The organism is Okeanomitos corallinicola TIOX110, assembly GCF_038050375.1.
Classification (GTDB): domain Bacteria; phylum Cyanobacteriota; class Cyanobacteriia; order Cyanobacteriales; family Nostocaceae; genus Okeanomitos; species Okeanomitos corallinicola.
Genome location: NZ_CP150886.1, coordinates 885,391 through 899,341, shown reverse-complemented (window position 1 = coordinate 899,341; position 13,951 = coordinate 885,391). Strand labels below are relative to the sequence as shown.

Annotated in this window: 10 protein-coding genes; 5 read left to right on the top strand and 5 right to left on the bottom strand. The window is 37.1% G+C overall.

The features are described from left to right. Nucleotides 1–218: 218 nt before the first annotated feature. The 3 genes from WJM97_RS03845 to WJM97_RS03835 all read right to left on the bottom strand — a co-directional run bounded on the left by WJM97_RS03845 (nucleotide 219) and on the right by WJM97_RS03835 (nucleotide 3,712). Nucleotides 219–1,457 (bottom strand): hypothetical protein, encoded by a 1,239-nt coding sequence (locus tag WJM97_RS03845; RefSeq protein WP_353931727.1) that lies wholly within the window; start codon nucleotides 1,455–1,457, stop codon nucleotides 219–221. Between the two features lie 58 nt (nucleotides 1,458–1,515). Continuing rightward, a complete protein-coding gene (locus tag WJM97_RS03840) occupies nucleotides 1,516–2,976 on the bottom strand; it encodes a protein phosphatase 2C domain-containing protein (protein WP_353931726.1) in 1,461 nt (486 codons plus the stop codon). A gap of 73 nt (nucleotides 2,977–3,049) precedes the next feature. Continuing rightward, nucleotides 3,050–3,712, bottom strand: a complete 663-nt coding sequence (locus WJM97_RS03835) for a VWA domain-containing protein (RefSeq protein WP_353931725.1) — start codon at nucleotides 3,710–3,712, stop codon at nucleotides 3,050–3,052. A 136-nt stretch (nucleotides 3,713–3,848) separates the two neighbouring features. Here WJM97_RS03835 and WJM97_RS03830 point away from each other — a divergent pair, with 136 nt between their 5' ends. Further along, the gene (locus WJM97_RS03830; protein ID WP_353931724.1) at nucleotides 3,849–4,334 is read left to right on the top strand and encodes a helix-turn-helix domain-containing protein; all 486 of its coding nucleotides are present in this window, start codon (nucleotides 3,849–3,851) and stop codon (nucleotides 4,332–4,334) included. A gap of 131 nt (nucleotides 4,335–4,465) precedes the next feature. On the opposite strand, the gene WJM97_RS03825 is transcribed toward WJM97_RS03830, so the two are convergent. Then, on the bottom strand, nucleotides 4,466–5,053 hold the full coding sequence (locus tag WJM97_RS03825; RefSeq protein WP_353931723.1) for a hypothetical protein: 588 nt from the start codon (nucleotides 5,051–5,053) through the stop codon (nucleotides 4,466–4,468). Nucleotides 5,054–5,314: 261 nt separating this feature from the next. Here WJM97_RS03825 and WJM97_RS03820 point away from each other — a divergent pair, with 261 nt between their 5' ends. The 4 genes from WJM97_RS03820 to murI all read left to right on the top strand — a co-directional run bounded on the left by WJM97_RS03820 (nucleotide 5,315) and on the right by murI (nucleotide 12,815). After that, complete coding sequence (locus tag WJM97_RS03820; RefSeq protein ID WP_353931722.1) at nucleotides 5,315–6,760, top strand: cation:proton antiporter; 1,446 nt, start codon at nucleotides 5,315–5,317, stop codon at nucleotides 6,758–6,760. Nucleotides 6,761–7,437: 677 nt separating this feature from the next. Next, on the top strand, nucleotides 7,438–9,315 hold the full coding sequence (locus WJM97_RS03815) for an N-acetylmuramoyl-L-alanine amidase (RefSeq protein ID WP_353931721.1): 1,878 nt from the start codon (nucleotides 7,438–7,440) through the stop codon (nucleotides 9,313–9,315). A 502-nt stretch (nucleotides 9,316–9,817) separates the two neighbouring features. Then, nucleotides 9,818–11,716 carry an N-acetylmuramoyl-L-alanine amidase gene (locus tag WJM97_RS03810; RefSeq protein WP_353931720.1) on the top strand — a complete coding sequence of 633 codons (1,899 nt, stop codon included), beginning with the start codon at nucleotides 9,818–9,820 and terminating at the stop codon, nucleotides 11,714–11,716. Nucleotides 11,717–11,957: 241 nt separating this feature from the next. Then, nucleotides 11,958–12,815, top strand: coding sequence for a glutamate racemase (gene murI / locus WJM97_RS03805; RefSeq protein ID WP_353931719.1), 858 nt, complete (start codon nucleotides 11,958–11,960; stop codon nucleotides 12,813–12,815). A 144-nt stretch (nucleotides 12,816–12,959) separates the two neighbouring features. Here the strand turns inward: murI and WJM97_RS03800 are convergent, their stop codons facing one another. After that, entirely contained in the window at nucleotides 12,960–13,157 is a 198-nt protein-coding gene (locus WJM97_RS03800; protein ID WP_353933101.1) for a hypothetical protein, read from the bottom strand. Nucleotides 13,158–13,951: the final 794 nt, after the last annotated feature.

Below are 13,951 nucleotides of genomic sequence, written 5' to 3'. Positions count from 1 at the left end.
TATTATTAATGATTTTCAAGAACTTAGGAAACAGAGTCAATAATAACAAGAAAAGTAACGAATAAATATGATTAAAAACTGACAGGCGATCGCAATATTAACACCAATAGAAAGTAGGAGAAGTTGAGAAAATCAACACATCAACACACTGAATTTATACTGATGAGTTATGAAGACTATAAAATTTATTATCAATGTTTGCAGAGTATTTTTTTAATCTAAAATAAAATAATTAAAAGTATCCAACCTATAATAAAAATTGCACCAGCAATTAAAGTATTTTTCCAATTTTCTCTATTTGTTGGTTGTTGTATTTGTGGTGTTGTAGGAGTAGAATTTATAGTTATAGGCTGATTTTTTTGAGTAGTTATAACTGCTTGATTAGGTGAATTATTTTTAGCAGAAACTGTCACAGGAATTTGTGTTTTCACACTTCCATGTATTGCGGGAAAAGCATCATGATTAATCTGAAGTTTTCTCTCACACCAATAACATTTAGTATAGCTTCTTGCATAATAATGATTATTAACAGATGAACATTGCGTTAGTTCAGGAATCGCTTTTTCTAAAGCAGTTTTCCAATCAGCAGCACTCGGACGAGCATAGGGAGTACGATAACCATCATCAAAACATTTACGGAAAAGTCTTGCAATTTCTGGATGTACAATATTTAAAGGAATAGATAAAGGTGTAGGTTTGAGTTGAGAATTTCTACCATATATCCAATCACCCTGATGAATAAGTTTATCAATATTTGGTTGATTACCACTTCCTACCCATTCTCCAGAAAAAGGATGATTACTAAATAATAATTGCCAAATAATAACAGCTAATCCAAAACGATCATGTAACTCTGAACGGTCAACAGTGGTAAAATCAACATTAAACATTTCTGGTGGTGTATATTCTCCAGAACCTACATGACTGCGGTGAATTTTTCCAGTGATTGTATCTCTGATTTGAAAAGAATCTGTATCAATAATGGAAACTCTACCATCTGGTTGTACTAACAGATTTTGTTGTTTAATATCGCATACTACATAATTTTTTCTATGTAAAGCATCCATAATAAACGCAATATTCATTGCGGTTACGTGCAAATAAATCCAGTGAAAACCCGGTGCTTTTTTCTTTCTATATCGTGGACTATATACATTAATTAATGTTTGTCCATTCTTGATTTCTGGCATCAAAAACCCTAAAATACTACCACCGCTATCTTGCAGTAAATCTTTAGGCCAAGCTATCGAAATATGTTTTTGAGATAAAGTCGGGTCATCAGGTGGATTATTTACCATCACCTGAAGTTTTGCACTTCTTTCTGGTGTAGGATTGTGATAAATTTTAGCTAAAAAACCAGATTTATTAGTTGTGTAAATTTTACCTTCACCACTACTATTGATTTCCTTAACTAAATCAATCCATTCACCGGAAGTTTTGCACTGTAGACGAACCATATTAATTTTATTTCTCCCACCTGATTATTGCTGATTTTCTTTTGGTTTGTTAATTTTTTTAACTTCTTAATCTGCTTGTAGTAGGAGTAGTTGTATTTTTGGGTGATGGAGTATTTTGGAGTTTTTGTTCTTTGTTTTCAGGAGAGTTATAAGGTGTGGTTAAAGGTGATGAACTATTTTTAGGTTTTGGATTAGTTTCTTCCTTAGAAGATGTAGATGGTTGAGTATTAGGTGGTGAAGTTTTTGGGTTAGAAGGTGGTTTTTCGTTAGATTTAAATTGATTAAACGAAAAAACTATACCTGCAATTAGAGATAATATCAAAACACCACCAACTATGTATATTATACTATCTGAACTGATTGCAGAAATAGTGATTCTTGCTTTCTTGCGTATATAACCATCCATTTCCTGATCATAAACAGTTACTTCTTGTAAGGATTTTATATATTTTTTATCAGTCACAATTTCCCGTTCTTGAATTTTCTGAACCAAAGTCTCAAAATATTGAAGAGGTCTTGAAGATTTAAAGATAATTTCCAGGCTACCTTTGCTAATATTAATAATAGGTTTGATACCTTCTGCTTCTGGAATACTCGTAAGTTCTGCCTTAATAAAATTAATAAAATGTTTTATATCTTCATCTTGATTGTTAGGATTAGGAGATGGTGTAATATCATCTTCTTCATCTGAAATAGGGTCAGGTTGAGGATTTGGTATTGTATCTCTATCAGGAAACTCTCTTGCTTCTAAAAAATTACTGTAAGCACATAACAAAAGCGTCTTATCATCATCTGTATTTTGATTCATCTTTTTACTATTGAGAAAATCCTCAACGTCTATTTCTTTATCTTGTAAACTTTGATTAGAAAAAATAGATGGTTCTAAACCCATCTTAAAAAAATTATCAAAAGGTTTCCATTTTGGTGTTTTTTTGTCTAAAGCTAAATTTTCAATTCCATCTGTAGCCGCACAAATAAAATCATAACCTTTATTCTTTAGACAAAACCGCATTTCCCGAATAGCAGCAGTATCAGTTACAGGAGTAGTTTCATTTGCATACTGACCTTTATCTGGTTGAAATAATAATTCATAATCCTGATCATTTGCTCGTACTACAATTAACCCATCACCAACTTGCATGGCAGCTATAAATTTAGGAGTAGCAACAAAAGTTATTAAAGTACAATCTAATTCATTAATATTAAATTGATATTTTTTAGCATGATTATCTAACTGATTTCTAACTTCTATTAATAATTTTTTAAAACTTTCTTTCCAGGAATTTTCATCAAGTTTATATTTCCAATTTTGTTGATTTATGAGATACTTAATTGTAGTTTCAACAGCTAAACGAGAACCTTTCTCTGAATGTTTAGCACTACCCATACCATCGGAAACTGCACCTACAATCACCTGACCTTGATCTACAATTTTATAACTTGAATAATCTTGACAAGGTGTTTCAGATTTAATGTGTTTCGTTCCTATTACGCTTTTAGCTACAGCTTGCCATTGCATTAATTAATCCTCCTGTTTATAATTTTTGTAGAGACATTTTAAGTAACGTCTCCACAAATTAAATATTGCTATATTATGTACTTGTTGTAGCCCAACCACTCACAGGAGGTAAAGAAACTTGAGTTGTACCTACTTTGCTACTAGAAACCCGTTTCATAGAGTCAGATAACCAACGGAATAAGTCAGCAAATCTTAACCCGTCAAGCATGAGAGGGGGTGTATTGGGTGGTGCTATCTGACTAAGAATGTTCATATTTGCACCTTGAACACCGACTGCAAAAAAGCTAATTTTGCGATCAGCATCAGCTTGTCTAACTTGTTGTGCTGCACTTTGCCAACTATCTGTAGGTCCACCGTCAGTAATTAAAAATACCCAAGGTTGATAATATTGAATACCGTTATTTTTATATTCTGTCTTCCGATTTTCTACCTCTCTCAAAGCCATTTGAATCGCTGCTCCCATTGATGTTGAACCGCTTGCAGTCAAATGGGGTGGATTAAATTGATCAATAGTCACAAAGTCTTGTATTAAGTTTGCAGTGCCACCAAAGGTAATAATAGCAACTTCAACTCGCAAAGATGCCGTAGCATCCTGTTCTATTTCTTGCTTAAATGTAGCAACACCCGCATTTAGTTGATCAATAGGGCTACCTGACATAGAACCGGATATATCAAGCAGTAACACAACTGGGCAACGTGGTTCAGGGTTATCGGCAAATTCAGCGTATATAGGCATAGTTTACGTTATGTTCCCTGGTAAAGATGAATAAATGTACCTTGTATTTATAATTGTAAGCTAACTTACATCAGGTCTTGACTAACACTACTTAGGATTTATGTTAGTATTACATCAGGATTTTCTTAAATGTCTTATGTCAGCAACTAACGAAAAGTTTCTAGAAGCCTGTAATAACTGGGATTTGGAGACACTGTATACTGATCTGGCCTCTGTTAAAGGTAAACGGCTCACTCCCGTGGAAAAACTCCACCTGCGGGGGTTGCTTCTGGGTTACAGTCCTGCGGAAATTGCTGATAAACTAGATAAAGATATCAGAGGTGTAGAAACTGATTTTAGTGCCACTATATATAGATACGTCAAAGGTTTGGTGGGAAAGTGCAACGAAAAAATTAATAATTGGCGTAGTGTGATTGAATGGTTATATGAAGCAGGATATAAAATAGAAACTAAAAATAATAATCAACAAACTGTTAATTTTGAATCTGTAGATATGATTGGTAGAATTGCTAATATTAAATTCTGCAAGAAAAAAATTACTATTGAAATAGATACAATTGAAGTTGATTTATTAGGGAAAGAACAGTCTTTCAAGAATTTTAATAATTCTGATGACAATTAAACTCATGAATCATTTAAAATCAACATCCTGTAAATCCTTAAATCCTGGACATCCTGATTCAGACAAATAAAACTCTAAAAAAATAAATATTGTTTCTCCTGACTACTGTAAGGATTTAGGATTGCTAAATCTCACTGATTCTTGTTATGAATTTCCTTTGCCATCTTCACCCAATTTTCAATCCCCTTTTTAGTCGGTTGTCCTTTACTACCAAAAGTCCAAATATCTCTTTTATGCTGAAATCCATAACTAATATGAATAGGTCTTTGACTTCCATAAAAGTAAAGAGAATCAAAAGGTAATTTACTTTGTAAAATCCAATCTATCAGATGGTTACTAGATACATCTGCAATCATAAAATCACAGGCAGCACCCAATCTTTCACAATAATATTTTCCATTTTTATTAATTTCATAACTCATATGTTGGTCAAGTTTAGGTGCTACACGACCATTTTTTTCTCCTGTAATTGGATCTTTTCTTTCTAAAAACTTTTTTAAATCAGCCGAACAAAATCCATAAGTCAGTTGAAAATTATCTCTGCCGTAATTATCAATAATTGGGTCAATGATAAATTTATTCAACTCCTGCAATGCAGGAATGATTTCTGCTCCATTTTGAGGAAATGGATTGATATATTGGGCATATTTGTGATAGGTGTGAGTGCAAGTAGAAAATTCTGCTAGTGTGAGGTATTTACCTAGTTTTAATTCTTGCATATTTATAAAGTCAATATTAGCTAGGGTTTAGGTTTTCAATCATGCTCTGCACCAATCAACTCCTCCTAAATTCTGGAAATCCTGACTGATTGAACTCATGCAGCCAGACTTTTTATACTTCTACTGAGTTTATATATCATATCAGTAGTCTAAATATATGAAATAACTTATAGTTCCTGTTAGGACTGTCAATATCTCAAAAGCTATGAAATAGTTGCAATAAAAGAGTAAAAATAATATGGAAGGATATTCACAGAACCAATGCAGTTTTTCAGCGCAATCAACTTTACTGTTCCCTTGTTAGCTAGTGCCACAGAATCCGCAGAATCCGCAGACAGTTCAATGGTGGTGGCGGCGGTGTTACTTAGCCTAGTGGTAATTTACTTTGCCAGCAAACTTGGCGGAGAATTATCTAATAAAATCGGCTTACCCCCGGTTTTAGGAGAACTTGTAGGAGGTGTCATAGTCGGGACTTCTGTACTACATCTATTAGTATTTCCAGAAGCTGGTGCAGACAGTTCTAGTTCATTAATTATGACTTTCCTGCAAATAACAGCTGGTTTAACACCAGAAGCCACCCCACAGGTATTTGCTGCACAGTCAGAAGTCGTTTCTGTTTTAGCAGAATTGGGTGTGATTATCCTGCTATTTGAAATTGGTTTGGAGTCCAACCTCAAAGAATTGATGGAAGTAGGCATTCAAGCTGTACTAGTAGCAATAGTTGGGGTAGTAGTACCCTTTGCTGCCGGTACAGTGGGCTTAATGACGCTATTTGGCGTGAGTGCTGTACCTGCCATTTTTGCTGGTGCAGCTTTAACCGCTACAAGCATCGGTATCACCTCCAAAGTTCTATCAGAACTAAAATGTCTGAACTCCAAAGAAGGACAGATTATTCTTGGTGCAGCGGTAATAGATGACGTATTGGGAATTATCGTCTTAGCCGTAGTAGCTAGTTTGGCTAAAGATGGTGCAGTTGATGTCAGCAATGTTGTTTATCTGATCATCAGCGCCAGTGCTTTTCTGATCGGTGCGATTATTTTGGGTAATGTTTTCAATAAGACTTTTGTGGCGATCGCCGATCTACTCAAAACACGGGGTGGGCTGGTAATACCTGCTTTCATCTTCGCCTTTATCATGGCTTATCTTGCTGATATTATCAACCTAGAAGCTATTCTGGGAGCATTTGCAGCAGGTTTAGTCCTGGAAGAAACAGATAAACGCAAGGAACTACAAAAGCAAGTTCTTCCTATTGCGGATATGCTAGTACCTGTATTCTTTGTAGCTGTAGGTGCAAAAACAGACTTAGGAGTTTTAAACCCCTCAATTCCCAGTAATCGAGAAGGTTTAATTATGGCAATCTTCCTGATTACAGTGGCCATCATTGGTAAAGTAATTACAGGTTTAGCCGTGTTCGGTCAACCTAACATTAACCGTTTGGCTATTGGTGTGGGTATGATTCCCAGAGGTGAAGTAGGTTTAGTATTTGCCGGTGTTGGTGCAGCTAGTGGCGCTCTGTCAAAACCACTAGGGGCAGCAATTATTATGATGGTAATTATCACTACCTTTATAGCTCCCCCTCTGTTGAGATTTGTTTTCCCCCAATCAGAAACCACAGACTCGGCTGATTCAGCATTTGCTGTAGCAACGGCAAACGAGAATGGAAATTTAGAAGTTACCTCAAATGCTCAGGAGAATGTGAATAAGTAGAATTAATTACTCTTGTTCTAGTTTGTGCTTGTCCATAGATTATTATGGACAAGTATCTTTTTGCCAAATTACTCAATGTTTAAAAATTTAGGAGTTGTATTTTTAGCCACAATCAACGGATAAGACTGCCAGATGTCATCTATGAACACGAATTTTTTCCCAAAATCACATATAAATCTTATATTTAGAAAATTAATACTTAACGGAAACTTATGTTTCTCAATCACCGTCTCCGGTGGTAGATAATTTCTGGAGGTTATTCTATTTGTCCAGATAAAGGAAATATATTCAAACCGAAAATGTCCTTACTCACTGATCGTAACATCAATATCTGTAAATTAATTAGGAACTAGCATCCACCAAATGAAATCATTAATTGTAAATGGTAAATGCAAATTCCAGTACGTACTCAAATATATCAAATATAATTGTGATTCCTGGAAAATTGAAGATTAGGGCATAAAAAACATAGTAACTGACTTGACAATCATCACAAGCAGTTAAATTTTAATATCAAATTTTAACTCCCTATAATAACATGAGAGTGAAAAATATCAGAAGAAAACCCCAAATCTAGAAATCGAAATTATTATCTCTAAAGACGCTGTACAGATTGGCCAAAACTTTGAAATCGAAATACTGATCACTTTTATAAATTCATCTCAGGAGAAATAACTTTGAAACTACAATACTTGCTACCTGGTACTTTTACAACTGCTCTTTTACTATCTTCCCCAGCTTTAGCCGCAAATTTAGAATCATGGCGATTTGACAAAAATCAAAACCAATTAGAAATTAGAACATCAGGGGCTGTACAACCAGAAGCACAACTAATTTTTAACCCCACACGCTTGGTAATTGATTTACCTAATACCAAACTTGGGCGATCGCAATCAAATCAACTCGTCGGAGGGGCTATTAGCGAAGTTCGTGCTGGACAATTCAACCCAGAAACAGCAAGGATAGTTATAGAACTGAATCAGGGTTACACCATTGACCCGACAAAAATTAAATTTGTACCGATCAGTCCCAGTCGCTGGAGAGTACAATTACCTAAAATAGAACTAGAAAGACTGGTAAATAATAACAACAATAACATCAGCAACAATAATAATACTTATAATTTAGCCACCATAGACTCCCAGCCTAAACCAGAGTTTTCCACAGCAGCCAGAATTACCCCAGGGATAACTCAAATTCAAAAATTACAAACCACAGGAGATGGGTTTTTTCTTCGTACCAGTGGGGGTAAACCTAACACCAAAGTCAATCGTAGTCAGGATCGCACCACCATATTTGTAGATGTTGACGGTGCAAACCTATCACCAGAACTGATGCAGAAAAGTTTATCTGTCAATAAGCATGGTGTCAATCGCATAGAATTTACTCAGTTAAGAACAACACCCAACAGTGTGCGTTTGACGCTGAGGGTAGATAAAAATAGTCCTGACTGGCGAGTAAGTGCAAGTAGTGTAGGTGGATTAGTTCTACTACCCAATAGGGGAGTTGTCCGCTTACCCGATAGTAATAATAGTAATAACTCATCAAGACCAGTTTCCACCGCTTCTGCACCAATTGTGACTAACTCCCCCGCTACAATTGAGTCTGTGGAACTAGCTGGCAATGGGACACAACTACTTATTAGAGCCGACCAAGCATTATCTGCTACCGGAAACTGGGATAGAAGCACGGGATTATATCGGATTATTATTCCCAATGCTAAATTGGCACCCAAGGTCAAAGGACCATCTTTCAATGCCAACAGTCCAGTGCTGCGAGTACGTTTACAATCTCAATCTCCCGACTCTGTGGTTATTTTTGTGCAGCCAGCATCAGGAGTCAGAATTGGTGAGATTAATCAAGTTAGCAACCAGCTTGTAGCTTTAGAACTACAAAGGTATCGTTCAGCTAGACCTCCAATTGCCTTACCTCCCCTACCATCTCCTAACAGTGGGCAATTACCTGATCCAAACGTCAGGACTCCTCAACCTCGTCCCCGAACTTCCGTACCCAAAGGTAAATTATTAGTCATAATTGATCCAGGACATGGAGGTAAAGATCCAGGGGCCATAGGGATTGCCGGAGTTCGAGAGAAGGATATAATTCTACCTATTAGCCTGAGAATAGCAGAGGTTTTACAGCAAAACGGAGTCCAAGCTGTTTTGACCAGGGACTCTGACTACTTTGTTAGCCTTCCCGGAAGAGTACAAATGGCAGAACGAGCCAATGCTGATGTCTTTGTCAGTATTCATGCTAATTCAGTAGGTCTCAACCGTCCTGAAGTTAGTGGTCTGGAAACTTATTATTATAGTAGTGGTCTGGGTCTAGCACGTGCTGTCCATAATAAAATTCTCCAAAGAGTGAATGTTAGAGATAGGAGAGTACGCAAAGCAAGATTTTATGTCCTCAGAAAAAGTTCTATGCCCTCAATTTTGGTAGAAACAGGTTATCTAACTGGCAGAGAAGATATAGCTAAACTGAAAAACCCAGCCTATCGAAATCAAATGGCTGATGCGATCGCTCAAGGTATTCTTCAATACTTGAAAAGCCGATAAATACAGCAGGTTGCAAGTATATCCAGTCAAAACTTAAATTCTTGGGTTGCGGGCTTCTTGCCCGCTAAGAGTGTATGCAGGGAGAAAATAACTCTTTTTGTCCTCATCTCAGCAACGGAAATCATCAGTCTACACAGCCCTATGGTATATTTCCCCAGACAGAAAAATAAAAAACTATGATATAATTCATCGCCATTAGCGTTGCCCAACTACCAGTGAAAAATTAAAGTTTAGAAGTTGACAAATTTCCGACAATGCTAGAGTAATCTGAGTTCAAACAGCGATAATCTATACACCAGTTTAACTAAAATTGCTGTTCTGATCAGACGCTCTACTTAGATATGTTTACCTTAATCATAGTGCTGAATTGATTCAGCTATTTGCTTATGTCCGCCGATTCTTAACTGGGGGACAGGAGCATAGAGTTTAGTAAAGGTGTGAGGCTTTACCAAGATGTTAAAAAATTAACAAATTCTATTAACAGCAATCAGGAGAAAATACTGTGAAAGTACACTGGTTAATACCCAGCACTGTTGGCACTATCTGTATGGTATCATCCCCAGCTACCGCAGCAAAATTAGACTCTTGGCGATTTGATACTAACCAAAACCGACTAGAAATTAATACATCTAGTCCTGTACAACCCCAAGCGCAACTAATTTTTAACCCCACTCGATTAGTAATTGATTTACCTGGTACGAGTTTGGATCGCTCACAAACTGCTCAAGCTATTGGTGGAGGTATTCGCACTATCCGCGTTGGTCAGTTTGACGAGCAAACAACCCGTCTAGTTATAGAACTAAATCCAGGCTATACCCTTGACCCTAATCTAGTAAAATTTAGTGCGACAACTGGCAGTCGTTGGCTTGTACAACTACCAAAATTAGCAACAGAAGTATTACCTTCCTCTGCTTATAATGGTGAGCTACCAGCAGAAACACCCAAATTTACACCCCCTTCATCACCATTTACACCATCACCAGTACCTAAAAATTCTTACAACATGGTGACAACAACTCCAGTCACCTTACCGAAACAAGAAGTGGTACTCAACTCCACCCCTGGAATAGTTCAAATAGAAAATTTCCGAGTAACATCTGATGGTTTTTTTATTCGTACCAGTGGTGGTAGTCCCGAAATTAAGGTTAATCGCAACCAAGAGAATCGCACCATCAATATTGATGTAGTTGGTGCTGCTTTATCTGCAAATCTACGACAACGAGATATAGTCATCAACCGCTATGGTGTCAGCCGTGTCCGATTTACCCAATTATCAGATACACCATCCACTGTACGCATGACTCTACAGGTAGATAAATACAGCGGAGACTGGCAAGCAAAAAGCAGTGGTGCAGGCGGTTTTATTGTTCTTCCTGATCGTCTTGCCAAAGCCCAAGCAAATCAATCTAATGTTGAAAATGTTACTAACTCCCCAGCGACAATTCAGGCTGTAGAATTAGCTGCTAATGGCACACAGCTACTAATTAAAGCTGATAAATCCGTATCTGCTACAGGTGGTTGGGATAGAAGCTCTGGTTTATTTAGAATTACTATTCCTCAAGCTAAATTAGCTCCCAATGTCAAAGGCCCTGCTTTTGATGCCAATAGTCCTGTACTCAGGGTACGTTTGCAAGAAGTCTCAAATAGTGTGGTTGTTTTTGTGCAACCCTCATCCAGTCAGCAAATTGGTGAACTCAATCAATTAGGAACGCAAATTATAGCTCTGGAGTTCAGAAACTCGATCAGTTTACAACCCCCTACTACTCTACCACCCTTACCAACCAGCCAAGGTCAACTTCCCGACCCCTATGTTGAAAATCCTCCACCACAACCCCAGCCACGCTTATCAGTTCCTAAAGGCAAACTGATAGTGGTGATTGACCCCGGACATGGTGGTAAGGATTCTGGCGCTCCTGGTATAGGTGGTTTGTTGGAAAAGGATGTGATTTTGCCCATTGGTAAGCGAGTGGCGGCAATTTTGCAACAAAATGGTGTACAAGCTGTTATGACTCGAGATGCTGACTTTTTTGTGGAATTACAAGGTCGTGTGGATATAGCCAACCGAGTTAATGCCAATTTATTTGTCAGTATCCACGCTAACTCAGTTGATAATCGCCCCGATGTGAATGGGTTGGAAGTATATTATTACGACAGTGGTTATGGTTTGGCGGAAAGTGTTCGTAAGACTATCCTTCAAGATATTAATACCATTAAAGACAGAGGCACTCGTAAGGCGAGATTTTATGTGCTGAGAAAGAATTCTATGCCTGCAATTTTAGTAGAAACGGGTTATATGACCGGCCGTGAGGATAATGCCCGTTTAAGATCACCAGAATATCAAAATCGTATGGCTGATGCGATCGCTCGCGGTATTCTCAAATATCTACAAAGGAAATCATAACATAGTCATAGCAGAGGCAAATTATAGCAGGTGACAGGGAACAGGTGACAGGTGACAGAGCTAGAAGTCTTTCAGGGTCTAAGTTTTAATTCTGCTTAATGTCCTAACCGCCTTGTCCATTGCTATAAGTTAAGATGTAAAACTTTGCCATCTTGATTTTGCCTCTTACACAGTAGTCAATTATGGGATTGTCTGCTAAATTCTGTATTTTAAATAGCAAAATCTTTATCAATATTTGCCTGTGTATTCATCTTCTGGTTTTCAAGGTAATTTTGACGCTTTCTCAGATCAAGAAGCTCAACGCTCTCCTATTGGGGTTTTCGATAGCGGTGTAGGTGGGCTAACGGTATTACGACAAATCTATCAGCAACTTCCCAATGAATCAATTATTTATTTTGGGGATACTGCTCATCTTCCCTATGGGATCCGCTCACAGGAAGAAATTTTACAATATGTGAGGGAAATACTGAACTGGATGTTACAGCAAAGAGTGAAAATGGTGATAATGGCGTGTAACACCAGTTCTGCTCTAGCCCTGGAGATTGTGCGTAGAGAATTTGATTTTCCTATTTTGGGAGTTATTCTACCAGGAGCAAAGGCCGCAGTACAGCAAGGCCAGCGAATCGGTGTCATTGCTACGCCAGCCACTGCTAAAAGCAATGCCTATCGTCAAGCTATTATGGAAATCCAACCCGATGTCCAAGTCTGGCAAGTCAGTTGTCCAGAGTTTGTACCCCTAATTGAACAAAATCGTATCCACGATCCTTACACTACTAAAGTGGCTAGGGCTTATCTTGAACCTTTACTGGAACAGGAAATTGATACTTTAGTATATGGATGTACCCATTATCCACACCTAGCTCCTGTTTTGCGATCGCTGCTCCCTAGTCATGTTAATCTAGTAGACCCTGCTGTTCATGTAGTAACGGCTTGTAATCAAGAGTTGGATCTATTAAATCTGAAAAGCAATCACCTGCCAATGCCCACTCGCTTTGCTGTGAGCGGTTCTCCCCAACAGTTTGCCCTATCTGGATTACAGTGGTTAGGTTACACTCCACTGGTTGAACACGTGTATATGAGTGATGCCACAGTATCTTAGGTCTTGAATCGGGAGGAAAATAGTTTTGGATTTTAGATTTGCAATTTTAGATTGTTCATTTAATATCTACCCTACTAATCTGCCACTTGCCAGTAAAGTAGGATTACTAAAGTAGACTGCATCCAAAATCTAAAATCTAAAATTTCATTGACTATTAACTACTTCTGTTACACTTGTTCTCAATTCTCTCTGTTCTTGGTGCTGCTGGTTTACTATTACAGTCCCACTTTTAATTACACCATGTCTACCTGTTCGCTTTGCTAGTGCTAATAATACGTAAACGGCAAATAAATATCCAGCAGCTAAAATAAATATCATCATAGACATATTCCCATAAATCATCTTTCCACCTACTTCGCTTTCAAACAACCAGAAAATCACAAACACAAACAGCAGGACTCTCTCACCAATCAAAATAAATTTTTGATTGCTGTAGCATCGGCTATGCAAAGCCGCCCAGCAAAGAAATGATTCTCCCTAGTGAAGAAATTTATTATTGAATTTACCTTCCCGCAGACCACACATCCGACAGCAGTTAAATTGCCAAATGGCAATCAAAAACTGCACTCCTCAGCAGTCTACCTAGTCTGCGTATTTTATCCTCACACCAATTAAGTAAGAGCTACACTTATGCTCAACCTTAGCTGAAAACGTGTAGTGGCTTTCAATATTAGAAAGCACTTCATCCAACCCAATGAGTATATTCGCCGCATATCAAAATCTTAGGGATTTATCCCTGGATTATATAGGCGGTTTGTTATTTTAGATTCACCTTTTTGATAAGTAAATTTACTTATTGGTAATTTACTTTTTCTGGCTGGTGAATGTCTGAAAGATTTAAAATTCCTATAACTTAGCGTAACACAATAAAAGTAGATTTTCAGCTAACTTCTGGACTAAATTTCATTTTTTTTTATGTTGACACACAAGTTTTTCTGATTTGACAATTTGGTAAATCATCGCTAACAGATCAAGCCTAAAAATAATTACAGCATATTACAAGTCAATTAAACACAAATTTATATTAAAAAAGTCAGCTACAAATGCTAGTTAATGCTATTAAAATTTATTTACTTTTTGACAAGAACAAATTAGTTTAAATTTAAATAGTAGACAAGAATATAAATTGCTAATAA